Genomic DNA, 22309 nt, shown 5'->3' with positions numbered 1-22309 from the left:
GAGCCTGTCATGACCGATCTTGCGGCACCGGCGATCGAGCGCCTTCAGCGGCATCCGGGCTTCGCGCGTGTGCCGAAAGTTGGGGAGCGCGGCTACGAGCCGCCTCGCCTTGGCGATCCGTTGGTCCTGCCCGTCGAAGAGGCGACGCGGGGGCGGCTACTGGAACGCGGCGTAACCGTGAACGGTTCGGCCGGGGTGGGGTGCGTCGTCATTGTCGATGCGCGGTTGACGGGGCTGGAGCTTGGGATCGGCTTTCGGGGTCATGACGACTGCACCGTCATCATCGGTATGGGTGGCCCGCTGGCCGGCGAGGTTAACTTCTGGGGGCCCGGCGGCCTGGCGGGTTTCGGCGGCTGCGGCACCATGCACGGCTCGCGCATCGCATTGACCATCAATGCGGGCTGCGCGGCCTATTTCGCGCCCGGTTTCACGTCAGTCGGCAGCCAGTGGCTGGTGGAGGAAGATGCGTCAGGTCCCTGCTGCGTGATGGCCGGGGACGACAGCATGGTCTCCTGGGATGTGTGGTGCCGGAATTCCGACTCGCACGGAATCTTCGATATCGCGAGCCTCGCCTTGATCAACCCGGCAAGGGACCTCGTGCTCGGCGCCCATGTCTGGCTGGGACAGGGGGTCCGCATCTCGCGAGGCGTGACAATCGGTGCCGGCAGCATCATCGGCTTAGGAGCGGTCGTGGCGCAGGACATTCCGGCGCGGGTCGCCGCCGTCGGCACGCCCGCGCGGGTGGTGCGGGAGGGTGTGACCTGGTCTCGCGGGCGGCAGCCGACCGAGGCGCAGATGCGCGCAATGGTCGAGCGGTTATAGCCACGTTGGAACCGCTCGCCCTCTATATCCACTGGCCCTTCTGCCTCGCGAAATGCCCATACTGCGACTTCAACAGCCATGTGCGGGATGTCATTCCGCAGGCACGGTTCCGCGCGGCCCTGGTGCGTGAACTGGAATGGGAGGCCGAACGCCTCGGCCCGCGCCCGCTGCGCTCCATCTTTTTCGGCGGCGGCACGCCGAGCCTCATGGAACCGGAGACGGTCGCCGCGCTGATCGCCCGCGCGCTGGAGCTATTCGTGCCGGTGGCGGATCTGGAGATTACGCTGGAGGCCAATCCGACCAGCATCGAGGCAGGGCGTTTCGCGGGTTTCCGGGGGGCTGGCGTCAACCGCGTCTCGATTGGTGTGCAGAGCCTGGATGAGGCAGCGCTGCGGATGCTGGGGCGGGAGCATTCGGCGACCCAGGCGGTGGCGGCGCTGGAAATCGGGAGGCGGCTTTTCCCGCGTATCTCCTTCGATCTTATCTATGCGAGGCCGGACCAGACCGAGGCGGCCTGGCGTACCGAGCTGCGCCAGGCGCTGGACCTCGCGGCGGATCACCTCTCTCTGTACCAACTGACGATCGAGCCTGGCACCGGCTTCGAGGCGCGGCACCGGCGCGGGGAAATCATTCTGCCCGAGGGGGACCTCGCGGCGGCGCTCTACAACGCGACCGGCGAGGAGGCGGCCCGATTCGGGCTGCTGCCTTACGAGGTGTCGAATTACGCGCGACCGGGTTCTGAAAGCCGGCACAACCTCGCTTACTGGCGCTATGGCGATTACGTGGGCATCGGCCCCGGCGCGCATGGCCGGATCATGCTGGGCGACCGGCTTGTCGCGACGCGGCGGCATCGGGCGCCGGAGATCTGGGCGGCTCGGGTCGAGGCGCAGGGGCATGGCTCCGGCGAGGAGCTTACGGTCGGCACCGAGGATCGCGGGCGGGAGATGCTGCTCATGGGGCTGCGCCTGACGGAAGGCGTGCCGGCGAGCGCCTTCGCGGCGCGGACTGGGCGGACACTGGAAGAGGCGGTCGATCCCGAGATTCTCGAGACGGCGATCGGGGAGGGGTACCTGGTCTGGTCGGGCGATCGGTTACGAGCGACCTTAGAGGGACGGCTGCGGCTGGATCCGCTGCTGGCGGCGTTGTTGAGGTAGGTTTGGATGTGTGTGACCCGCGACGGCTGCGCATGGGCGAGTCGCGCCCAATGTTCCGAGCGTCATGGCATGCGAAGGCATGCCATCCACGCCTTCCTTGGGCATGCGGCCGGTTCGGGTAAGGCGTGGATGGCACGCCTCCGCGTGCCATGACGGGGGAGGCCATGACTTTGCGGCGGTAATATTTCAGGCTGAGTGGACGTGACGCGGAGTTCCCAAGCCTCAACCCAGCGGCGACACCTCGCGCGCCATTCTGTCGCGGCGCGCCTGGCGGATCTCGCTCGTCACCACCATGCCGCCGCTCAGCAGAATGAGGCCCGCGCCGAGGAAAACGCCGACCGCCGGGATGTCGCCGAACAGCAGGTAGCCGAAGACGAAGCTCCACAGCAGTCCGCTGAATTCCATGGGCGCCACGACACTCGCCTGGGCGCGCTTGACGCCCTCGATGAGCAGCAGTTGCGCGGTGGTCGAGATGAGGCCGAGGCTCAGCATGAGGGCGGAAGCGGGGAGTGTCGGCGTGCGCCAGACAAAGGGCAGCGTGCCGCCGCAGACCACCACGAAGATCACGCCGATCAAGAAGATCTGGTCGTAGCCCCGAATCTGCGCCGCGATCTGGCGCATCAGAATCATCGTATAGGCCCAGATTATGGCTGCCGCGCCGACGCAAAGCACCGGCAGCAGCGGGCTGGACCCGCGCGGATGCGCCGCCAGCACAACACCGACAAAGCCGATGCCTAGCGCGAACCAACGAACCAGTGTGACCCGCTCGCCGAGCATTGGCCCGGCCAGCACGGCGACGATCAGCGGGCTTGCGAAGTAGATCGTGATCAGCTGGGCGAGGCCGAGATAGCGCGCCGAAGAATAATAAAGCAGCCAAGCCGTGAGGGTGAGGAAGGAGCGGACGAGCAGCTTGTTGCGCACCGGAGAGAAGAGCCCGCGGGTAATCACCCCGCGCCCACCGAGCGAGAGGCAGAGAACGACGACCGTCAGGCTGCGCATGAAGAGGATTTCGCCGGAGGCGTAATGAGCGACCAGCGCCTTGACCAGCGCATCATGAGCCGCAAAGGCGGAGTAAGCGCCGAGAACCAGCAGAAGCCCGGAATGCTGCGCGAGCACCGGCGGGAGCCGGCCGAAGCGTTCCATGAGCGCGCGTGACCTGCGCTGCAGTCGTATCATGGCGGAGGCTTGTCCCGAGGTCGCGTGCTATCCTGTAGTTTGGCACGTCATCAGTCGTTGGAGGATCGTTCTTATCACCATGGAGTCCCGCGGCCGTGCCTGGCCACCGACCTCGCCACCTTTGCCGCCCGGACTCGATCCGCGGTCGGCGGCGGTATTGCGGGAGATCGTTGAGCAATATGTCGAGACCGGGGAGCCCATGGGCAGCCGCACCTTGTCACGACGCCTCCCAGTCTCGCTGTCCCCCGCCACCATCCGCAACGTCATGGCGGATCTGACCGAGGCAGGCCTACTTTACTCGCCGCACGTCTCAGCCGGACGATTGCCGACCGATCGCGGTCTGCGGCTGTTCGTGGACGGGCTGCTGCAATTCGGCGAACTGGCGGAGGAGGATCGCGACGCCATCGATGTGGCTTTGCTCAGCCATGGCCGCAGCCTGCAGGACACGCTGGCGGAAGCCTCGCTGCTGCTCTCGGGCCTCTCCTCGGCCGCCGGGCTCGTTCTGGCGCCGAAGGCGGAAGGCGCGCTGAAGCACATCGAATTCGTGCCGCTCGCCTCGGGCCGGGCGCTGGTGGTCTTGGTCTCGTCCGACGGACAGGTCGAGAATCGGGTGATCGACATCCCGCTGGGCGTGCCGCCCTCAGCTTTGCAGGAGGCGAGCAACTTTCTCAACGCGCGCCTCGCCGGGCGAACTCTGGCGGAGTTCAAGCTGGATGTGCGGGATGAGATGGCGCAGGACCGCACCACCCTCAACGAACTGGCCGCCAGCATTATCGAGGCCGGGCTTGCTACCTGGGGCGGAGAGGGGCGGGGCGGCAACCTCATTGTACGGGGTCAGGCGCGGCTGCTCGCCGATGTCGATCAGATCGAGAAGCTCGCCTCGATCCAGACACTGTTTGAGCGCCTTGAGACGCAGGAGACGATGCTGCGCCTGCTGGAACTCGCCGAGACCTCGGACGGGGTGCGGATCTTCATCGGCGCCGAAAGCGGCTTGTTCGGCAGCGCCGGCGTCTCGATGATCGTGGCGCCGGCCCGCAACGCGCGGGACCGGATCGTGGGCGCCATCGGGGTGATCGGGCCGACCCGTCTCAATTACGGACGGGTGATACCGGTTGTGGATTACACCGCCCGGGTTGTGGGACGCTTGCTCGGGTGATGCCCGGAAGTCACATATCTGTCAGATTGTCCCACAGAAAGACTTTCCGCCCGTTCATGTCTTTGACATGTTCCGGAACTAGGTTGATGGTCCGGCGTCAGAAATCGAGCTCCAATTCGGTAATTTCCTGAGGTTCTTCCTGTGCGGCGGCCACCCATTCGACCATCTCGGGCCACGCCAGGATGGTGCGGCAATACCCGGCCGAACGCCCTCCCACCGCGACATCGTAGGTCTGCAGGCGAGTGACGACGGGCGCATACATTGCGTCTGCGACCGAGGGGCGTGCTCCGAATAGGAAGGGGCCACCCCATTCATTGAGGCATTCTTCCCAGATTTCCAGGATTCGATCGATGTCGCTGCGCGCCGCGGACCAGAGTTTGAAGCCGGGGCGATGGGCGTGGAGATTCATGGGCAGCGAGTTGCGCAGAGCCGAAAAGCCCGAATGCATTTCGCCGCTGATAGCGCGGCACAGCGCGCGTGCCTTGGGTTCCTCAGGCAGCATGCGCGCATCTGGTCTCAGCTCATTGAGGTATTCGGCTATCGCGAGCGTGTCCCATATGGATATCTCGCCGTGGATGAGCATCGGTAGTCGAATGGACGATGATTGCAGAAGCAGCTCCGCGCGCGCGACCGGATCGTCGGGCGATGCCGTTTCCTCGTGAAATGGCAGGCCGGAGAGGCGCATGATGAGCCAGCCTCGCAGTGACCAGGAGGAATAGTTCTTGCTGCTGATGAGAAGCGTGGCCTCTGTCATGGGCGAAGCCCTTTCGCGGGGGAAGGCGTCGATACCCTACCAGTACGCTGGTCTGGGGCGAAACGATCGCGCGCAGAGAATGGAAGATTCTGGCAAGTCGATTTTCTACGACATGGCGCGTCCCGTAGCGGGTCTGCCGTTTTCGGACGTGGTGGCGGCTGCCGGCACGCCAATGATCTATCAGCTCTACCAGGCGCAGGCGGATGCCATGGCGCCGATGCGCCAGATGGCGAAATTCGCAGATACGCTGTTGCATCAGATGAATCTTGCCTCGCCCTATGCTCTTGGCTGGCGACAGGCGGCGGCCGTCTGCGAAACGATGTGGCGGACCGAGGTCCTGCATGAGCGCCCGGCTTTCGGTTTTCGGCCGGTGACGGTGGGCAACCAGGCTTTCACGGTGACCGAGGAGGTTCTGCGGGAAACGCCCTTCTACTCGCTGCTCCATTTCCGCAAGGAAGGCGCGCCGCGGCAGCCGCGTGTATTGGTCGTGGCACCGATGTCTGGCCACTTCGCCACTCTGCTGCGCAATACGGTCCAGACGCTCCTCGCTGATCACGATGTGTTCATCACCGATTGGAAGAACGCGCGGGAGGTTCCGCTCGCCGCCGGAGCCTTTGGCTTCGACGACTATACGGATCACGTGATCGACAGCCTGGAAGCGATCGGTCCGGGCGCGCATGTGCTCGGTGTGTGTCAGCCCGCCGTGCCGGTGCTGGCCGCCGTGGCGGTGATGGCGCAGCAGGACAATATCGCGGCGCCACGCAGCATGACGTTGATGGCGGGACCCGTGGATACGCGGGTGTCACCAACGAAGGTGGATCACCTCGCCAAGCAGCATCCGATCGAATGGTTCGAGGAGAAGCTCATCGGCGTGGTGCCCTGGAAGTTCAAAGGCGCCAACCGGCATGTCTATCCAGGGTTCCTGCAGCTCGGGTCGTTCATCGCGATGAATTTCGACCGCCATCTACGGGCTCAAGTTACCCAGTGTCGCAATATCGTGGGCGGCGACGTTCCAAAGGCCGAAATGCATCGGCATTTCTACGACGAGTATCTCTCCGTTATGGATCTTCCGGCGGAGTTTTTTTTGGAGACCGTGAAGCGGGTGTTCCAGGACCATGACCTGGCGCGCGGCTGTCTCACCCACCGGGGAGAGCTCGTCGATCCTGGGGCGATCCGCCGCACCGCCGTGCTGACGGTGGAGGGCGAGCGGGACGATATCTGCGGTATCGGCCAGACGATGTCCGCGCTGGATCTGTGCAGCGGCCTGCCGGCAACGATGAAAAGCCACCACCTGCAGACGGGCGTCGGTCACTACGGCGTCTTCAGCGGCAGCCACTGGGCGCGGGAGATTTACCCCAAGGTGCGCGCGATGATCGAGGCGACGAACTGAGGGGCGCCCGTAGTCCCGCGAGAGGAATTGCGTGAAGTAGGCTGTTTACAGGTTGCTTCACCCGGAAATCGGCGGACCGCCGTAGTAGCGGTAGCCCGCCGCATAACCGCTCGGACGAAATTAGACTCCGAGAAACCCACGGGCTTTCGTGATTAGACCTGTAGTGCTGGACACAGGGCCCCGTGGCTTGTATGGGCGGATGACGTTGTTGGGGATTTCGACCATATAGGCAAACCGGCGATTGTTCTGCTCCAGCTTAAATCTCTGCTCGTGTGTCAGGTTTGGGCCGAGTTGACGAGCATTCTCGAGCGCTAGGCCGAACATCTGGGCGTGCGGCACGTCTTGCGGCTTCAGCCGCAACATACGTACTTTGTCGACATTTTCGATCTTGGGCATCGGCCTGACTTTCCTTGGTTGCTAGTCAGAACCAGATCTAGGTTGGTTCAGTAAACGAATCCGAAAAACGGCAAGCCGATTCATTTCGGCTAGATTTCGATTTGATTTGGAATCAAAGGTGCTACCCTCATCGAAAGCGACATGTCGTAGGACATGGCCCAACCTGACGGAATAGCTTTTCTCCGCATTCAGCTATGCTACAGAAGCCCGATCGGAGATTGTGTCTAACAGTGGCGCTTGAGCATTGCTCGCGACACCCAAATTAAATGCGAACGGACCAGCGCCAGGAGTGCCCTCATGACCGACCACGTCTATCGCCTCATCGAAGTCGTCGGCTCTTCCGAGACGAGCATCGAGGACGCTATCCAATCCGCCGTTACGAAAGCCTCCGCCACGATCCGGCATATCCGCTGGTTCGAGGTCATCGAGACCCGGGGCCAGGTCGAGAACGGCAAGGTCCACTACTACCAGGTGACTCTCAAGATCGGCTTCTCGATCGAGGATGAGCACGTCCACCTGCAACCCTGAGCCGAAACGCGCGCGCGGGAGCGGAGGGCTGATCTTCGCCCCGCGCGTGCGCAGAGTCTCGCCTATCGGCGGAGCCCGGCGTATCTAGGAAGTTTCCGGCGTCTTGCGCCGGGACCCTGTTAGGCACGAGGACCCGCCGATGCCCGCCTATCGCTCACGCACCTCTACCCATGGTCGCAACATGGCGGGCGCTCGCGCGCTCTGGCGGGCGACTGGGATGACTGATGGCGATTTCGGCAAGCCGATTATCGCCGTCGCCAATTCCTTTACGCAATTCGTCCCCGGTCACGTCCATCTCAAGGACATGGGCCAGTTGGTGGCCGGCGAGGTGCAGAAGGCGGGCGGCGTCGCCAAGGAATTCAACACCATCGCGGTCGATGACGGCATCGCCATGGGTCATGCCGGCATGCTCTACAGCCTGCCCTCCCGCGAGTTGATCGCCGATGCGGTCGAGTACATGGTTGAGGCGCATTGCGCCGATGCACTGGTCTGCATCTCCAACTGCGACAAGATCACGCCCGGCATGCTGATGGCGGCGCTGCGGCTCAATATCCCCACCATCTTCGTCTCTGGCGGCCCGATGGAGGCTGGCAAGATCCGGTCGGACGGCACCGGCGGCGCCGCGGTGGTCAAGCGCGCGGATCTCATCACGGCGATGGTCGCGGCGGCCGATCCCTCGGTTTCCGATGCCGAGGCGGCGGAGCAGGAACGCTCGGCTTGCCCGACCTGCGGCTCCTGTTCCGGCATGTTCACGGCCAATTCGATGAATTGCCTCACCGAGGCGCTCGGCCTCAGCCTGCCCGGCAATGGCAGCCTGCTCGCGACCCATGCCGACCGGCGGGAGCTTTTCGTCGAGGCGGGCTGGACCGTCGTCGATCTCGCCCGCCGCTGGTATGAGCAGGACGATGCCTCGGCCTTGCCGCGCACGATCGCCAGCATGGGCGCCTTCGAGAATGCCATGTCGCTCGACATCGCTATGGGCGGCTCGACTAATACCGTGCTGCATCTTCTCGCGGCGGCGCACGAGGCGGGGCTGAACTTCACCATGGCCGATATCGACCGGCTGTCACGGCGGGTGCCGAACCTCTGCAAGGTCTCGCCCTCGGTCGCGAACGTCCATATGGAGGATGTGCATCGTGCCGGCGGCATCATGGCGCTGCTGGGCGAGCTCAACCGTGCGGGGCTGCTGCATACCGATCTGCCGACCGTGCATGCGCCGACCGTCGCGGCGGCGCTGGATCGTTGGGACGTGGCAGGTGCGGACCCTAACGGCACGGCGGGCATGATGTATCGCGCGGCGCCGGGCGGCGTGCGGACCATTGTCGCCTTCAGTCAGGATCAGCGCTTCCAGGATCTGGACACCGACCGCGCGACAGGCGTGATCCGGGACGTGGAGCATGCCTTCAGCAAGGATGGCGGTCTCGCGGTGCTGTACGGCAACATCGCGCTCGACGGTGCCATCGTGAAGACCGCCGGGGTCGATGCGGCGAACCTGGTCTTCGCGGGGCCGGCGCGCATCTTCGAGAGCCAGGACGATGCAGTGGCCGGCATCCTGGGCAATCAGGTCAAGGCGGGCGATGTCGTCATCATCCGCTACGAGGGGCCGAAGGGCGGACCGGGGATGCAGGAGATGCTGTACCCGACGAGCTATCTAAAATCGAAGGGGCTCGGCAAACTCTGTGCCCTGGTAACGGATGGGCGGTTCTCCGGCGGCACCTCGGGGCTGTCGATCGGCCACGTCTCGCCCGAGGCGGCGGAGGGTGGTGCCATCGGCCTGATCCGGGACGGCGACCGCATCGAGATCGACATTCCCAACCGCATCATCCACGCGGTTCTGACGGATGAGGAATTCGCGCATCGCCGGGAGGCGATGGTCTCAAAGGGCGCGGGCGCGTGGAAACCGGAATCGCGGGAGCGCCATGTATCGCCAGCGCTGCGCGCCTATGCGGCAATGACGACCAGCGCGTCACGCGGCGCGGTGCGGGATGTGAGTCAGGTGGAGCGTTAGCCCGCGCACCGCCACCCGCTCTGACCTCCCCTGGAAGGTTGGGGATGGAGCGAGTGGCGGCCGCCTTGAACGGCCTAAGCTAAGCGACGGCGATTACATGCCGCCCGCGACGTTTAGAACCTCGCCGGACACCCAGCCCGAATCGCTCGATGCTAGGAAGACCGCCACTGTCGCGATGTCGTTCGGCTGGCCGATTCGGCCGAGCGGGGTCTGCGCCACCATCTGCTTCTCGAAATCACCGCCAATGACTCCGGCGGTGATGGTGCCTTCGGTTTCCACGCCACCGGGGCTGAGGGAGTTCACGCGGATTTTGCGCGGCCCGAGCTCTTTCGAGAGGACGCGCGTGATGGCATCCACCGCGCCCTTGGTCGCGGTGTAGATCGCCGTGCCCGGCGGCGTGAGTTTCACGATGGCTGAGCTGATGTTAATGACGCTGCCGCCCTGCTCGCCAAAGTGCTTCACGGCTTCCTGCGTGGTGAGCAGCAGGCCGAGCACGTTGGTGTTGAACTGACGATGGAACTCCTCCTCCGTCACGTCCCCGATCCCGCCGAACTGGTAGATGCCGGCATTGTTCACCAGCACGTCGACCGACCCGTAGGCCTTCTTCGTCTCCGCGAAAAGCCGCAGGATATCGGCGGCTTTCGAGACGTTGCCCTGAACGGCGATGGCCTTGCCGCCAGCGCCGGTGATGGCGGCGACGACCTTGTCGGCGCCTTCCTTGCTCGAAGAATAGTTGACAACGACGGAGGCGCCCTCGGCCGCGAGGGCCTTCGAGATCGCCGCGCCGATACCCTTGGAAGCGCCGGTCACGACGGCGACCTTGCCTGCCAATTTGCTCATGTCGAACTTCCTAGCCTGTTGGAAGACTCAACAATTAGATGATCATCGAACTATTGCAAGGGCTGGAGTTCGATAGTCGGGAGCGCTGAACCGCTGCCCGTCAGACCCGCGTACCAGAGATCCGTCATGGCAGGGCTTCGCCGAGCCCGACGGGTAGACTGAGGGCGGTTCGAACTGGAAGACATCCCGCTCTTGACGGGCCTCAAAGCGTTCAGATTTCGGAAAGTTGGCGGAGATACGCGTTGAGTACATCGCGGCGCAGAACCAGCTTCGCGAATTTGCCTTCGCGGAGAATCTCGATCAGCCCCGCGGTCTCAAGTTCTTTCATATGATGCGAGATCGTCGCGGCGCTGACGCACTGGGCCTGAAGCATGCTGCTACAGGGCATCGAACCGTCACAACCGGCGATCTGCTTGAGCATCTGATAGCGCCGGGGTTCAGCCAAAGCACGGGCGATCAAAGCGAATTGCTTTTCCGTCAGGGAAGCGTGTTCGACATCTGCCATGGCTATCCTCGCCGCAATCATATCGGGATCGTGGCGCCGCTTGGCAACGGCGGAGATGGGCTCACACCTCGATCATCGCCTTGATCACGCCCGTTTCCGGCCGCAGCCAGCCCGAGAATGCATCCGCCGCCGCCGCTAGAGGCGCGTGATGGGTGCGCAAGGCGGCGGTCGGGATTTGGCCGGCGCGCATCCATCGTACGACCTCGGCGAAGTCCTCGGGCAGAGCATTGCGGCTCGCGAGAAGGGTGGTTTCACGCTTGTGGAATTCGGGATCGGCGAAACCGATCTCCTCCTGCACCACGCTCAGCAGCACGTAGCGGCCGGCATGGGCGAGAAAGCCGAGGCCGCGACGCATCGCGCCGACATTGCCGGTGGCATCCACGACGACATCGAAAAACTCGCCATGGGTTGCCTCTGCGAGAACCGCCTCGGCCTCGGGTCCTGGCACCAGAACCTCGTCGGCGCCCAGCGCGCTGCGTGCCAGATCCAGGCGGTCCTGCCGCATATCCATGGCCGTGACATGGGCGCCGCGTGCCTTGGCGGCGAGGATCGCGGCGATGCCGATCGGGCCGGCGCCCACGACAAGAACGCGATCCTCCGCGCCCACCGCGCCGCGCCGGATGCCATGGGCGCCGATCGCCAGGAACTCGATCATCGCGCCCTCGTCGAGGCTGAGGCCGTCTAGCGGCACGACGTTGCGCGCGGGCACGGCGAGAAATTCGGCCATGCCGCCGTCCTGGTGCACGCCGAGCACGCTTATCCGGACGCAGCAGTTTTGCCGCCCGAGGCGGCAGGCGCGGCAGATGCCGCAAGCGAGATAGGGCACGACATAGACCAGCTGACCCGTCGTCAAGCCGCTGCCGGCGGGGGAAGCGACGACCTCGCCAGCCAATTCGTGGCCCATGACGCGCGGATAGGCGAGAAAAGGGTGCAGCCCTTTGAGGATATGGAAATCCGTGCCGCAGACACCGATGCGGCGGATGTGTAGCAGGACCTCGTCCGCCGATGGCCTGGGGTCCGGCCGGTCAGTCAGTGCGAGGCGGCCGGGGGCCTCGCAGACGAGCGCTTTCATGGCTTCAACTCCTCGGACGTCTAGCGGGTCTTGCGATGGGCGGGGTCATCGCTATCGCGGCAATGCGTTCAGAAGCAGCCGCAGGCTTGCGACCGTGAAAGCCTTCATATTCGCCAGCCGGTCGTCGCTGCTGGTGCGGAGGGTCGTGGCGACAGCCGTGGGGCCGGCCAAAGCGATGCAGCTATGGCCCGCCGGGTCGCCGTAGCGGTTGCCGGTGGGACCGGCGGCGCCGCTCTCGCCCAGACCCCAGTCGGCCGAGAGCCTCGCCCGAGCCGTCTCCGCAAGCAATCCTGCGTACGTTTCGGTCGATGGCCGCCAGTCGGGCGAGCGTTCGGGCAGGCCGAGCAGCGCGGAGCGAGCCTCGGCAGTGTAGATCACGCCGCCGCCCCGGTAGCAGGCCGACGCGCCCGGGACCGCCAGAATCGCCCCCGAGATCAGCCCGCCGGTCGAGGATTCGGCGACCGCCAAAGTCTCGCCACGCGCGATGAGCGCCGCCGCGACTTCTTTGCCGAGCGCGAAGATCTCGTCCATGAGCCAAACCCCATCAGGTGAAACCGTATCTTAGGCGGCCTTGCGCCGGGGCAGAAACCGTCGGCTCGTCATGCGAGAACGGCGGCGGTCGCGGGCGTCTCCGCGGCGAGGTCGGTGCGGAGGAAATCGATCAAGGCGCGCAGCTTGCGCGGCACCCGCTGACGGTCCGGGTAGTAGAGCTTGAAGCCGGCGAGTGGCGGGCTCCAATCGGCAAGAAGGCGCACCAACCGGCCATCCGCGAGGAAGCGCTCGATATAGCCGTTGATCATGTAGACGATGCCGAGGCCGTCCAGCGCCGATTGAACCAGCACCGCCGAATCGTTGAACACCAGGCGGCCGGTGACGGTCAGGGAGAGCGTTTCGCCGCCGCGCGCGAAGTCCCAACGCTCGATCATGCCGCTCGGCCGGTGGCGGAAGCAGATGCAGTCATGGGTGAGCAGGTCGCGCGGATGCTTTGGCACGCCACGTGCTGCGAGGTAGTCGGGCGCGGCCAGGATATGCGCGGTCAGCGGCGGCCCCACGCTGACGCCGATCATGTCGCGCGCCACCACATCCCCGAAGCGGATGCCGGCATCGAAACCCTCGCGCACGACATCGACCATGCCGGCCTCGACGACGATTTCGAGGTCGATCTCCGGATAGGCGTCGAGAAAGCGGCGGAGGATCGGCTGCAGAACGATCATATGCCCGGCGCGCAGAACATTCAGGCGCAGCTTGCCTTGAGGGCGCCGCGCCGCGCTCCCAATTTCCTCCTCGGCCGCCGTGATGTCCTGGAGCGCGGGAGACACGCGTTCGAGGTAGCGGGCGCCAGCCTCGGTCAGCGCGACGCTGCGCGTGGTGCGGTTGAAGAGGCGGGCGCCGAGGCGTTGTTCCAGCCCGCGCACCGCCTGGCTAACGGCGGAGGGCGACACGCCGAGGCTCTGTGCCGCAGCCGCGAAGCTGCCGAGTTCGGCCACCGCCAGGAAGTGGGGCAGGCCATCGAAACTGTAGGAACGCATCGCCGCCTCATTCTGAAGGTCGGGCTTCGGAGCTTACGATGAAATGGGCGGATTATCTTTATAATAACCTTGGGGCATTCTGTGCCTAGCGGAATAGGAGTTAAGCCAATGACCGAGAACGCGAAGACATTCTTCATCACCGGCGTGAGTTCGGGCTTCGGCCTCGCTTTGTCGGAGGAGGCGCTTGCGGCGGGCCATCGTGTCGTCGGCACGGTGCGCAATGAGGCGGCGCGGGCTGATTTCGACCGGTTGGAGAAAGGACGGTCCTTCGCCAAGCTGCTTGACGTGACCGACTATGAGGCGGTTCCCCGCGTGGTCGGCGAGATCGAGAAGGAAATCGGCGGGATCGATGTGCTCGTCAACAATGCCGGCTACGGCATGGAAGGGATCATTGAGGAATCCTCGATGGAGGATCTGCGCCGCCAGTTCGATGTGAATGTATTTGGCGCCGTCGCCGTGCTGAAGGCGGTGCTGCCTTTCATGCGGGCTCGCCGTTCGGGCCATATCATCAACATCACCTCGATGGGCGGGATCGTGACCTTTCCGGGGGTCGGCTTCTACCACGGCAGTAAATTCGCGCTGGAGGGCATCTCCGAGACGCTCGGCAAGGAGGTCAAGGATTTCGGCATCGCGGTGACCGCTGTGGCGCCCGGCGGCTTTCGTACGGATTGGGCGGGGCGCTCCATGGTGCGCGCTCCGCGGGTGATCGCCGATTACGACGCGCTGTTCGAGCCGGTGCGTGCGGCGCGGCAGGCGCGGGACGGTAAGCAGCCGGGCGATCCCCGCAAGGCCGCGCAAGCCATCCTCAAACTGGTGGCGAGCGACAATCCGCCGGCCCATCTGCTGCTCGGCCCCGATGCGGTGACGCTGGTGGATGCAAAGCTGCTCGCCTTGCAGGCGGAGATCGACGCCTGGCGCGGCCTTTCCATGTCCACCGATTTCGACTGAGCAGCCTCGCCGCCGGCGCGGCTGGCCACTGCCGCGCCGGCGCGCCATCCTTCGGGCAGCGTGGAGACTGTTTGGTCGGTCTCCCAGCCCGAAGGACCTGTCATGCCTGAACCTCGCCGCCTTCGCCTCGGCGCCTTCATGCGCCCGGTCAGCATCCACACCGCCGCCTGGCGATATCCCGGCGCCTGGGCGGATGCGAATTTCAGTTTTCCCCACCTGAAGTATCTCGCCCAAACTTTGGAGCGCGGGTTCTTCGACGCCTTCTTCATGGCCGATCACCAGGCGGTCATGAATATGCCGATGGAGGCGTTGAAGCGGAGCGCCACCGTGACCTCCTTCGATCCTCTGACATTGTTGCCGGCGCTGGCCGTGGTGACCGAGCGGCTTGGCCTGATCGCCACCGCCTCGACCACCTATAACGAGCCCTATCAGGTGGCGCGCCGCTTCGCCTCGCTCGATCACATCAGCAACGGCCGGGCCGGCTGGAATCTGGTGACCTCGGGCAACCCCAACGAGGCGATGAATTTCGGCCGGGACGAGCATGTGGCGCATGCGGACCGCTATCGCCGAGCGCGTGAGTTCTATGATGTCGTCACCGGACTTTGGGATAGCTGGGCGGATGACGCCTTTCTGCGCGACCAGGAGAGCGGCGTGTTTTTCCGCCCCGAGGGCATGCATGTTCTCAACCACAAGGGCGCGGAGCTTTCGGTGCGCGGCCCGCTGAATGTGGCGCGGCCGATCCAGGGCTGGCCGGTGATCGTGCAGGCGGGTTCCTCCGAAGCGGGACGCGAAATAGCGGCCGAGACGGCGGAGATGGTGTTCACGAGTCAGGCCTCGCTCGAGCAGGGCCGCGCCTTCTACGCCGACGTGAAGGGGCGCATGGCGCGCTATGGCCGGGCGGCGGATCAGCTGCTGATCCTGCCTGGTTGTTTCGTGGTGGTCGGTGCGACCGAGAGCGAGGCGCGGGAGAAAAAAGCGCGGCTCGATAGTTTGGTGAACGCGGAAAGTTCGATCGCTTCGCTTTCGGTGCAGCTGGGGACTGATGCGTCTCACTTCGACCTCGATGGGCCGCTGCCCGAAATTCCGGAAACCAATGCGAGCAAGAGTGCGCGTGAGCGGTTGGTCGAAAAGGCGCGACGCGAGAATCTGACTGTGCGGCAACTCGCGCAATATGTTGGCGGAAGCTACGGAAGTCTGGAGATGATCGGCACGCCGGCGATGATCGCCGACGAGATGGAGGCCTGGTTGCGGCAGGATGGGTCGGACGGGTTCAACATCATGTTCCCGTTTTTGCCGGAGGGTTTGGAGGATTTCGTCGATAGGGTTGTGCCGGAGTTGCAGCGGCGGGGGATTTTCCGGACGGCGTATGAGGGCCGGACGTTGCGGGAAAATTTGGGGTTGAGGCGGCCGGGGAACCGGTTTTTCGGGGGTTGAGAGTCCAAGGGGGGTTAAATAGTTGACCCGCGGCCGTTGTGCTCTCCGACAAGGGAACCAGGAAAAAGCCTTTCGCCGGTGGGAATACCAAAGCCATACCGCTGGAAGACTCGATCAAGATGCATGGCATAGAAGATCGAGTTCTATCCGGCCGCTCTGAAAGATATTGCCGGGCTTGACGCTTCCTCAGCGAAACATGTGCTCGGCTTTCTATAAACTCGGGTCGCGAGACTTGAAGATCTGCGCAGCATTGGGAGGGCTCTGGAGGGGTCGGAGCTGGGAGATTTCTGGCGATACCGTGTCGGCGATTTCCGAATCTCTGTGGATATCCAGGACGACCTTCTCGCCGTCCCGAATGTCCGTGTGGGTAGCCGTCGAGACGTGTATAGACCTTAGCCGCGGCCGGAGGTGGGGCTCACACTGTCCCCCAAACCTCAAGTCAGACGCTTGTCCGCCTGCTTCGCCTGCGTCTCCTCGAACGCCGCTCCTGTCCACTTCTCCGTCAGCGCCTGTAGCATGAGCGCCTGCTGGGTCTGGGGCGCGAGACCGCCAATCGGCGGGTCGCGGTCGAGATTAGTCGGGAAGGAATAGCCCTCCGCGCAGGAAGCGACGGCGTTCGCCGCTTCGGCTTCGGAGATGCGGCCATCCGCGCGCATCGCGGCGAGCGCGGGAAACAACGCGGCGCTCATGCGCGTGCGGTCGACGCTTTCCATCGCGCGGCCGAAAGCTGAAGACACCTGCAGAAGGTTTGCCATCCGATAGATGTCGCGCGAGCGGTTGGTGCCGGCGGCATGGAAGAGTGCGGGGTTGAAGAAAGCCGCGTCGCCCTTGGCCAGCGGCAGTTGCACGTGATGCTTGTCGAAATAGGCCGCGAAGGCCGGCGTTGTCACGGCGAGGTAACCGGGCTCGTAGGTTTGCGAATAGGGCAGGTAGAGCGTCGGCCCGCTCTCCAGCGGCATGTCGCAATGCGCGACGGCGCCTTGCAGCGTGAGCGCGGGCGACAGGCGGTGCACATGCGCCGGGTAGCGCTCCATCATCGCGGGAGTCTGGAAGCCGAGATGATAGTCGCGATGCGCGGATTGCGCCGTGCCGCCCGGATTCACCACGTTGATCTGCGACGTCATCTGGTAGGCCGGGCCGAGCCAGGCCTCCGAGACCAAGGCGAGCACCGCATTGCCGTAGTAGCGCGCGAAGATCTCCGGCTCGCGCAGGCAGAGCTTTTCGAGGGCGTTCCAGATGCGGTCATTCGCGCCCGGCTTGGCGAAGTGGTCGCCGCCGCCGGTATGGTTCGCGTGTTGCTCGGCGATGATGGCGCGGAACGCGTCGCTCGCGGCGTCGATCGCCGCCATATCGGTGAAGGCGCGGCGCAGCACGATGATGCCGGGACCGGTCATCATCGCCTCAGCCCATTCGGCGAGGAGGGCGCGGCGGGTTTCGGGCATGGCCGCCGCCGATCGCACTCGGTCGCAATCGTAGATGAGAACCTGAGAGGCGATCTCGGCGGCGAAGGGATAATCCTCCGGCCGCGTTTCGTGCGCCAGAAGGGGTGTGAAGTCATCGAGCCAGGTGCGGTCCTGGGCGAGGAAGACGCGATCAGCGCGCAATGGGGCAAGATTGTCGGTTTTCACGGCGACGTCCCTTGGTTCGTTTCTGCCTACAGCATAGAAGCCTTTGCATGGACCAGCAGCGCAGGAATCCCTCAAAAACCCCTCAACGATCCCTGGTTCAAGTCTGCACCTGATGTCGCGTGATTTCCTGGTCAAGGAGATCGCGGCGCAGGCTGGGGTCAGCGTCGCGACCGTGGATCGCGTGCTCAATCAACGCGGTGGCGTGCGGAGCCTGACGCAGCAACGCGTCACCGAGGCGATCGGCGACCTTGCGGCGCAGACCCGACAGCGCGCCTTGGTCGGCCGCCGCTTCACCATCGACCTCGTGATGGAGGCGCCGGCGCGGTTCAGTGCCGAGGTGCGGGCGGCATTGGAGGCGGAGTTGCCTATGCTCCAGCCGGCGGTGTTCCGCTCGCGCTTCCATCTCGCGGAGGCTTTGCCCGAAAGCGCGATGATCGAAACGCTGGAGCGCATCCGCAATCGTGGCAGCCACGGCGTTATCCTAAAAGCGCCCGATGTGCCGGAGGTGGCGGCGGCAGTCGATCGGCTGGCAGCGGCTTTCATTCCGGTAGTGACGATCGCAACGGATCTGCCGCATGCCCGGCGGCGCGCTTATGTCGGCATCGACAACCGGGCGGCGGGAGAAACCGCGGCTTACCTAATCGGCGAATGGCTGGGGTCGGCGCCGTCCCGCGTTCTGGTCACCCTTAGCAGCAATCGCTTCCGCGGCGAGGAGGAGCGCGAGGTCGGCTTCCGCCAGGCGCTGCGACACGACTACCCCTGGGTAAGCGTCTCGGAGGTCAGCGAGGGGCGTGGGATCGACCGTGAGACCGGCGCGCTGGTCGGGGAGGCGCTGGCGGCGGCGCCCGATATCGTGGCGGTCTATTCGGTCGGCGGTGGCAACCGCGCCATTGTCGCTGCCTTCGCGGCGGCGGGCCGTGCCTGCCGGGTCTTCGTGGGCCACGACGTCGATGCCGACAATGCGGCGCTGTTGCGGGCGCGGCGGATCAGCGCGGTGCTGCATCACGAGCTAAGGCAGGACATGCGGACCGCCTGCCGCCACATCATGGTCGCCCATGGCGCGCTGCCGGAGTTCGCGAGCGGATTGTCCCCGGTGCAGGTGATTACACCATTCAATCTTCCGGGTTGAGCGGCAGCATGGACACCGATGCGCCGCGCGCTTATTGATGCGACTTAGCAACGAAAGTTTCCGATGGCGATCGTGCGGGTGCGCAGCTTCGCCTTCTCGGGCATCGAGGCTGTGCCAGTCGAGGTTCAGGCACAGCTTTCGAACGGCATCCCCAACTTCCTGGTCGTCGGCTTGCCGGATAAGGCGGTCGCCGAAGCGCGGGAAAGGGTGCGCGCGGCGCTCTCCGCGATGGGCCTGTCGCTGCCGCCGAAGCGCGTGCTGATCAATATGGCGCCCGCCGACCAGCTCAAGGAGGGCAGCCATTTCGATCTGCCCATGGCGCTGGCCGTACTCGGCACGATGGACATACTCCCATACGAGGAACTCGCGGGTTACGCGGCGCTGGGAGAACTTGCGCTGGATGGCAGCATCGCCGCCGTGGCGGGCGTGCTGCCGGCCGCGATGGCGGCGGCGACGCGCGAATGGGGGCTTATCTGCCCGGCGTCGCAGGGCCCCGAAGCGGCCTGGGCAGGCAATATCGAGATCCTCGCGGCACCCGACCTCATGTCGCTGATCAACCATTTCCGCGGCACCCAGCTTCTCAGTCCGCCCGCATCCGGCGGCGTGGCGGAAGTACCGGAGGGTCCGGACCTGGCTCAGGTAAAAGGCATGGAAACGGCGCGGCGCGCCTTGGAGATCGCGGCGGCGGGCGGGCATCATCTGCTCATGATCGGGCCGCCGGGAGCGGGCAAATCCATGCTTGCCTGCCGTCTGCCGGGGCTGCTGCCGGATCTGTCGCCGCTGGAGGCCCTCGAAGTCAGCATGGTGCACAGCGTTGCCGGCATGCTGGAGGGCGGGCGCCTGCTGAAGCGACCGCCGTTTCGCGAACCGCATCATTCGGCGTCGCAAGCGGCACTCTCCGGTGGTGGCCAGCGCGCGCGACCGGGTGAGGTCAGTCTTGCCCATCGCGGCGTGCTGTTTCTCGATGAATTGCCGGAGTTTCCCCGTGCTGCCCTCGAAGCCCTGCGGCAGCCGGTCGAAGCCGGGCGCACCACCGTTGCGCGGGCGGCCGCCCACATCACCTACCCGGCGCGCTTCCAGCTCATCGCGGCGATGAACCCCTGCCGCTGCGGCCATTTCGGCGATGCGGCGCGCGAATGCGGTCGAGCCCCGCGCTGCGCGGAGGACTATCAGGGACGCATAAGCGGCCCGCTGCTCGACCGCATCGACCTCGTCATTCAGGTCTCGCCGATCACGCCCACCGAACTCTCCCGCGCGCCGGAAGGCGAAGCGAGCGCCCTCGTCGCCGCGCGTGTCGCCACGGCGCGCCTTCGGCAAAGGCGCCGCCTCGGCGAGACGCTGCTCAACAATGAGGCTGACATTGGTAGCCTTCTCATCAGCGGGGAAGGACGTTTGCTGGCGGAGACTGCCTCCGAACGCCTGCGACTATCCGCGCGGGGCTTCACGCGCCTGCTCCGGGTCTCCAGCACCATCGCGGATCTGGCTGGCGTGGCGGAGGTGCGGCGCATGGATGTGGCGGAGGCGCTTGCCTATCGCCACCGCCCGCCGGGTCAGCCGGTGCTCCGAGCCGCTGGCCGTGACCCGCTGGGGCGTTGAGGGGAAGCGCCGGAAGGGGCTAAGGGTTCCGCGTGTTCCTTCGAAGGCTGATCCAATGTCCGATACGCTCCCCGACCGCCTCTCCACCAATCCGCGCAGCCCGCACTACAACCAGGCTTTGCTTGAGCGTGGCATCGGCATTCGCTTCAAAGGTGTCGAGAAGACCAATGTCGAGGAATACTGCGTGAGCGAGGGCTGGGTGCGCGTCGCCGTGGGCAAATCCGTCGATCGCCACGGCATGCCGCTGACGATGAAGCTTACCGGACCCGTGGAACCCTATCTGCGAGACGGGGCGGACGCGAAGGGCTGAGCCGCGCAGCCGCACGGTTTGCCGCCGCGCCACAAACGGCGCCGCGTGGCCTCACTTCTGAAATTGCGGCCCGACAAAAGTGAAAAGACTCTGCGGGAAGGTGCCGCCGTATTGCACGTCGTAGAGGCTCACCTGGGTCTGGCGCCCCTGGGCATCCCGGATGATCCAGCTCCGCAGGGTCAGCGGGTCGGTGGCGAAGACGAGGGTGATGGTGCCGTCATTCGGGCGCTGCGTGCGCACCAGGGTCACCTGAATCTGGCCCTTGGCGCGGGCGAGGCCGGTGACGGTCACCGAGCCCGACAGCCGGAGGTTGTCTTCCAGGAGCAGACCTAGGGGCGTGCTCGACAAGAACAGATTGCTCGTCTGCCGCACTGCCGGATCGTAGTAGACGAGCAAGCCATGGCCCGCGACCAGCAGCATGCTGGCGGGCGCATCGTATTGGAACCGCATGCGGCCTGGCCGCTGCATCCAGGCATCGCCGCCGATGCTGTTGCCATTGGCATCGACCTGCAGGAAGCGCGCCTTCAGCGTATGGATGCCGTTGAGATAGTTCTCGATGCGCGCGATGTCGGCTTCGTCCCGCGCGCTTCGCGGCGGGGCTGCGGCAAGCTGGGCGCGGGCGATCCCGGGCGCGAGGAGGCCGAGGCCGGTGGCAGGCAGGAGGGTAAGGAAGCTGCGTCTCTTCATGCCGATCATGTGGCACTCACGCGCGACTTTAGGAAGGCGGCAGCGTCACATGATGCAATGGAAGCGCATCGCCGCCACGATTATGCCGCCAGCGAACCCATGCTGAGCGAGGAGGAGGCGGGAACCGAGATGCCGCGAGCGCTCATGGCGCCAGCCGTGATCATCCGCCAGGCGCGGCGGTCGGCGAAAAGCGCGCGGAGCACGAGGTTGTTGAGACGGTGGCCCGACCGGTGGCCTGTAAAGCGGCCAAAAAGGGTGCCACCGGCAAGCGCCAGATCGCCCACAGCGTCCACCACCTTGTGCCGGACGAATTCATCCGGCATGCGCAGACCGGCGGGATTGAGCACACGCTCGCCTTCCACCACTACGGCATTGCCGAGATTGCCGCCGCGCGCGAGACCGGCCGCGCGAAGCTCGTCGATTTCCTCTGATAGCGCGAAAGTGCGCGCCTCGGCGACCTGGGCGCGGAAGGCGCTTTCGGACAGGCGAAAGCTACAATCCTGACGGCCGATGGCGGCAGCGGCGAAATCGATCGACATGGTGATGTCGAGACCATGCCAGCTACGGCCCGAGGGCAGCGGCTCGAGCACCGCCGAGGCGTCCCCGTCCCGCACCGTGACGCGCTTGAGCACCTCGATCACCGGCCGGGCGGCCGCGAGTTCCGCGATGCCGGCGCAATCGATCAGGAAGAGGAAGGGCGCGGCGGAGCCGTCGAAGATCGGCAGTTCGGGTCCATCAACCTCAACGAGGAGATTGTCGATCCCAGTTGCCGCCAATGCGGCCATGAGATGCTCGATCGTGCCGACGCTAACATCCGACCCGTCTTCCGTGGAAAGCCGGGTGCAAAGCCGAGTGTCGGAAACGAGATCGTAACGGGCCGGGATGTCGATGCCGAGATCGGTGCGCCGGAACAGAATGCCGGTTCCCGCCGCTGCGGGCCGCAGCGTCAGATGAGCCCGGCGACCGCTATGCAGGCCGACGCCGACGCAATCGATCGCCTCACGCAGAGTGCGCGACAGGGCGGGCGCGGCAATCTCGGCATAGTGTCCGGGCAATCCATCCATAAAAGCTCTCCTGACCCGTCCGGACTCGGAGCGGCATTAGCCAACTGGCTGAGACCGCATTGCGTTAACAGTAGTTAAGGGCCGCGCGCGATCCTCGCCAGTCAAGGATTGTTGCTGGATGTTTCGCTCATAAGGCTCTCGAACTAAAACAAAAACCTCGGGCAAGCAGCACGGTTAGTTAGT

General features: G+C 65.1%; 22 protein-coding genes and 1 pseudogene. 12 read left to right on the top strand and 11 right to left on the bottom strand.

Annotation, left to right across the window (positions count from 1 at the left end; translation table 11 throughout):
• The first annotated feature begins 9 nt into the window (after nucleotides 1–9).
• Nucleotides 10–822, top strand: coding sequence for a hypothetical protein (locus tag GSQ92_RS30885; protein WP_158803043.1), 813 nt, complete (start codon nucleotides 10–12; stop codon nucleotides 820–822).
• A gap of 5 nt (nucleotides 823–827) precedes the next feature.
• Nucleotides 828–1976, top strand: coding sequence for a radical SAM family heme chaperone HemW (hemW, locus tag GSQ92_RS09585; protein ID WP_158803042.1), 1149 nt, complete (start codon nucleotides 828–830; stop codon nucleotides 1974–1976).
• Between the two features lie 222 nt (nucleotides 1977–2198).
• Here the strand turns inward: hemW and GSQ92_RS09580 are convergent, their stop codons facing one another.
• The gene (locus GSQ92_RS09580) at nucleotides 2199–3119 is read right to left on the bottom strand and encodes a DMT family transporter (RefSeq protein WP_158803041.1); all 921 of its coding nucleotides are present in this window, start codon (nucleotides 3117–3119) and stop codon (nucleotides 2199–2201) included.
• A gap of 112 nt (nucleotides 3120–3231) precedes the next feature.
• Between GSQ92_RS09580 and hrcA the strand changes: the two genes are divergently transcribed.
• The gene (gene hrcA, locus GSQ92_RS09575; RefSeq protein WP_158803153.1) at nucleotides 3232–4308 is read left to right on the top strand and encodes a heat-inducible transcriptional repressor HrcA; all 1077 of its coding nucleotides are present in this window, start codon (nucleotides 3232–3234) and stop codon (nucleotides 4306–4308) included.
• A gap of 97 nt (nucleotides 4309–4405) precedes the next feature.
• On the opposite strand, the gene GSQ92_RS09570 is transcribed toward hrcA, so the two are convergent.
• Complete coding sequence (locus GSQ92_RS09570; RefSeq protein ID WP_158803040.1) at nucleotides 4406–5062, bottom strand: glutathione S-transferase family protein; 657 nt, start codon at nucleotides 5060–5062, stop codon at nucleotides 4406–4408.
• A gap of 79 nt (nucleotides 5063–5141) precedes the next feature.
• On the opposite strand from GSQ92_RS09570, the gene GSQ92_RS09565 reads away from it, so the two are divergent.
• A complete protein-coding gene (locus GSQ92_RS09565; RefSeq protein ID WP_371417998.1) occupies nucleotides 5142–6452 on the top strand; it encodes a polyhydroxyalkanoate depolymerase in 1311 nt (436 codons plus the stop codon).
• 120 nt (nucleotides 6453–6572) lie between these two features.
• On the opposite strand, the gene GSQ92_RS09560 is transcribed toward GSQ92_RS09565, so the two are convergent.
• Nucleotides 6573–6848 carry a hypothetical protein gene (locus tag GSQ92_RS09560; protein ID WP_158803039.1) on the bottom strand — a complete coding sequence of 92 codons (276 nt, stop codon included), beginning with the start codon at nucleotides 6846–6848 and terminating at the stop codon, nucleotides 6573–6575.
• 297 nt (nucleotides 6849–7145) lie between these two features.
• Here GSQ92_RS09560 and GSQ92_RS09555 point away from each other — a divergent pair, with 297 nt between their 5' ends.
• Nucleotides 7146–7376 carry a dodecin gene (locus tag GSQ92_RS09555; RefSeq protein WP_158803038.1) on the top strand — a complete coding sequence of 77 codons (231 nt, stop codon included), beginning with the start codon at nucleotides 7146–7148 and terminating at the stop codon, nucleotides 7374–7376.
• Between the two features lie 139 nt (nucleotides 7377–7515).
• The gene (ilvD, locus tag GSQ92_RS09550; protein WP_158803037.1) at nucleotides 7516–9384 is read left to right on the top strand and encodes a dihydroxy-acid dehydratase; all 1869 of its coding nucleotides are present in this window, start codon (nucleotides 7516–7518) and stop codon (nucleotides 9382–9384) included.
• Nucleotides 9385–9477: 93 nt separating this feature from the next.
• On the opposite strand, the gene GSQ92_RS09545 is transcribed toward ilvD, so the two are convergent.
• The 5 genes from GSQ92_RS09545 to GSQ92_RS09525 all read right to left on the bottom strand — a co-directional run bounded on the left by GSQ92_RS09545 (nucleotide 9478) and on the right by GSQ92_RS09525 (nucleotide 13330).
• Nucleotides 9478–10224, bottom strand: coding sequence for an SDR family NAD(P)-dependent oxidoreductase (locus GSQ92_RS09545; RefSeq protein ID WP_158803036.1), 747 nt, complete (start codon nucleotides 10222–10224; stop codon nucleotides 9478–9480).
• Nucleotides 10225–10435: 211 nt separating this feature from the next.
• Nucleotides 10436–10750, bottom strand: a complete 315-nt coding sequence (locus GSQ92_RS09540) for a helix-turn-helix transcriptional regulator (RefSeq protein ID WP_216850053.1) — start codon at nucleotides 10748–10750, stop codon at nucleotides 10436–10438.
• A 40-nt stretch (nucleotides 10751–10790) separates the two neighbouring features.
• Entirely contained in the window at nucleotides 10791–11801 is a 1011-nt protein-coding gene (locus tag GSQ92_RS09535) for a zinc-binding alcohol dehydrogenase family protein (RefSeq protein WP_158803035.1), read from the bottom strand.
• A gap of 51 nt (nucleotides 11802–11852) precedes the next feature.
• Nucleotides 11853–12332: a CinA family protein gene (locus tag GSQ92_RS09530; protein WP_158803034.1), complete on the bottom strand. Its 480-nt coding sequence runs from the start codon at nucleotides 12330–12332 to the stop codon at nucleotides 11853–11855.
• A 68-nt stretch (nucleotides 12333–12400) separates the two neighbouring features.
• Nucleotides 12401–13330, bottom strand: coding sequence for a LysR family transcriptional regulator (locus GSQ92_RS09525; RefSeq protein WP_158803033.1), 930 nt, complete (start codon nucleotides 13328–13330; stop codon nucleotides 12401–12403).
• A gap of 108 nt (nucleotides 13331–13438) precedes the next feature.
• Between GSQ92_RS09525 and GSQ92_RS09520 the strand changes: the two genes are divergently transcribed.
• The 3 genes and pseudogenes from GSQ92_RS09520 to GSQ92_RS30880 form a co-directional block, all read left to right on the top strand.
• Entirely contained in the window at nucleotides 13439–14278 is an 840-nt protein-coding gene (locus tag GSQ92_RS09520) for an oxidoreductase (RefSeq protein ID WP_158803032.1), read from the top strand.
• Nucleotides 14279–14380: 102 nt separating this feature from the next.
• A complete protein-coding gene (locus tag GSQ92_RS09515; protein WP_159013392.1) occupies nucleotides 14381–15712 on the top strand; it encodes an LLM class flavin-dependent oxidoreductase in 1332 nt (443 codons plus the stop codon).
• Between the two features lie 231 nt (nucleotides 15713–15943).
• A pseudogene (locus GSQ92_RS30880) lies at nucleotides 15944–16108 on the top strand (type II toxin-antitoxin system RelE family toxin); the annotation flags it as partial.
• Between the two features lie 38 nt (nucleotides 16109–16146).
• Here GSQ92_RS30880 and GSQ92_RS09505 read toward each other — a convergent pair.
• Nucleotides 16147–17340, bottom strand: a complete 1194-nt coding sequence (locus GSQ92_RS09505) for a phytanoyl-CoA dioxygenase family protein (protein ID WP_159013391.1) — start codon at nucleotides 17338–17340, stop codon at nucleotides 16147–16149.
• 112 nt (nucleotides 17341–17452) lie between these two features.
• Here GSQ92_RS09505 and GSQ92_RS09500 point away from each other — a divergent pair, with 112 nt between their 5' ends.
• The 3 genes from GSQ92_RS09500 (at nucleotide 17453) to GSQ92_RS09490 (ending at nucleotide 20375) form a co-directional block, all read left to right on the top strand.
• A complete protein-coding gene (locus GSQ92_RS09500; protein WP_159013390.1) occupies nucleotides 17453–18469 on the top strand; it encodes a LacI family DNA-binding transcriptional regulator in 1017 nt (338 codons plus the stop codon).
• 63 nt (nucleotides 18470–18532) lie between these two features.
• Complete coding sequence (locus tag GSQ92_RS09495; RefSeq protein ID WP_158803028.1) at nucleotides 18533–20065, top strand: YifB family Mg chelatase-like AAA ATPase; 1533 nt, start codon at nucleotides 18533–18535, stop codon at nucleotides 20063–20065.
• A 55-nt stretch (nucleotides 20066–20120) separates the two neighbouring features.
• Complete coding sequence (locus GSQ92_RS09490; protein WP_158803027.1) at nucleotides 20121–20375, top strand: DUF3297 family protein; 255 nt, start codon at nucleotides 20121–20123, stop codon at nucleotides 20373–20375.
• Between the two features lie 51 nt (nucleotides 20376–20426).
• On the opposite strand, the gene GSQ92_RS09485 is transcribed toward GSQ92_RS09490, so the two are convergent.
• Both GSQ92_RS09485 and lpxC read right to left on the bottom strand, forming a co-directional pair.
• A complete protein-coding gene (locus tag GSQ92_RS09485; RefSeq protein ID WP_254066595.1) occupies nucleotides 20427–21071 on the bottom strand; it encodes an outer membrane lipoprotein carrier protein LolA in 645 nt (214 codons plus the stop codon).
• Nucleotides 21072–21142: 71 nt separating this feature from the next.
• Nucleotides 21143–22126 (bottom strand): UDP-3-O-acyl-N-acetylglucosamine deacetylase, encoded by a 984-nt coding sequence (lpxC, locus tag GSQ92_RS09480; RefSeq protein WP_158803026.1) that lies wholly within the window; start codon nucleotides 22124–22126, stop codon nucleotides 21143–21145.
• Between the last annotated feature and the right edge of the window lie 183 nt (nucleotides 22127–22309).

Origin of the sequence: Acidisoma sp. S159 (assembly GCF_009766125.1) — a bacterium.
Classification (GTDB): Bacteria; Pseudomonadota; Alphaproteobacteria; order Acetobacterales; family Acetobacteraceae; genus Acidisoma.
This window is presented reverse-complemented; position numbering and strand designations above follow the sequence as displayed.

Bases quoted from the DNA above. Each gene is read 5' to 3' on its own strand.
- GSQ92_RS30885 (WP_158803043.1), top strand. From the start codon at position 10: ATGACCGATCTTGCGGCACCGGCGATCGAGCGCCTTCAGCGGCATCCG.
- GSQ92_RS09580 (WP_158803041.1), bottom strand. From the start codon at position 3,119: ATGGAACGCTTCGGCCGGCTCCCGCCGGTGCTCGCGCAGCATTCCGGG.
- hrcA (WP_158803153.1), top strand. From the start codon at position 3,232: ATGGAGTCCCGCGGCCGTGCCTGGCCACCGACCTCGCCACCTTTGCCG.
- GSQ92_RS09570 (WP_158803040.1), bottom strand. From the start codon at position 5,062: ATGACAGAGGCCACGCTTCTCATCAGCAGCAAGAACTATTCCTCCTGG.
- GSQ92_RS09565 (WP_371417998.1), top strand. From the start codon at position 5,142: ATGGAAGATTCTGGCAAGTCGATTTTCTACGACATGGCGCGTCCCGTA.
- GSQ92_RS09560 (WP_158803039.1), bottom strand. From the start codon at position 6,848: ATGCCCAAGATCGAAAATGTCGACAAAGTACGTATGTTGCGGCTGAAG.
- GSQ92_RS09555 (WP_158803038.1), top strand. From the start codon at position 7,146: ATGACCGACCACGTCTATCGCCTCATCGAAGTCGTCGGCTCTTCCGAG.
- ilvD (WP_158803037.1), top strand. From the start codon at position 7,516: ATGCCCGCCTATCGCTCACGCACCTCTACCCATGGTCGCAACATGGCG.
- GSQ92_RS09545 (WP_158803036.1), bottom strand. From the start codon at position 10,224: ATGAGCAAATTGGCAGGCAAGGTCGCCGTCGTGACCGGCGCTTCCAAG.
- GSQ92_RS09540 (WP_216850053.1), bottom strand. From the start codon at position 10,750: ATGATTGCGGCGAGGATAGCCATGGCAGATGTCGAACACGCTTCCCTG.
- GSQ92_RS09535 (WP_158803035.1), bottom strand. From the start codon at position 11,801: ATGAAAGCGCTCGTCTGCGAGGCCCCCGGCCGCCTCGCACTGACTGAC.
- GSQ92_RS09530 (WP_158803034.1), bottom strand. From the start codon at position 12,332: ATGGACGAGATCTTCGCGCTCGGCAAAGAAGTCGCGGCGGCGCTCATC.
- GSQ92_RS09525 (WP_158803033.1), bottom strand. From the start codon at position 13,330: ATGCGTTCCTACAGTTTCGATGGCCTGCCCCACTTCCTGGCGGTGGCC.
- GSQ92_RS09520 (WP_158803032.1), top strand. From the start codon at position 13,439: ATGACCGAGAACGCGAAGACATTCTTCATCACCGGCGTGAGTTCGGGC.
- GSQ92_RS09515 (WP_159013392.1), top strand. From the start codon at position 14,381: ATGCCTGAACCTCGCCGCCTTCGCCTCGGCGCCTTCATGCGCCCGGTC.
- GSQ92_RS09500 (WP_159013390.1), top strand. From the start codon at position 17,453: ATGTCGCGTGATTTCCTGGTCAAGGAGATCGCGGCGCAGGCTGGGGTC.
- GSQ92_RS09495 (WP_158803028.1), top strand. From the start codon at position 18,533: ATGGCGATCGTGCGGGTGCGCAGCTTCGCCTTCTCGGGCATCGAGGCT.
- GSQ92_RS09490 (WP_158803027.1), top strand. From the start codon at position 20,121: ATGTCCGATACGCTCCCCGACCGCCTCTCCACCAATCCGCGCAGCCCG.
- GSQ92_RS09485 (WP_254066595.1), bottom strand. From the start codon at position 21,071: ATGATCGGCATGAAGAGACGCAGCTTCCTTACCCTCCTGCCTGCCACC.
- lpxC (WP_158803026.1), bottom strand. From the start codon at position 22,126: ATGGATGGATTGCCCGGACACTATGCCGAGATTGCCGCGCCCGCCCTG.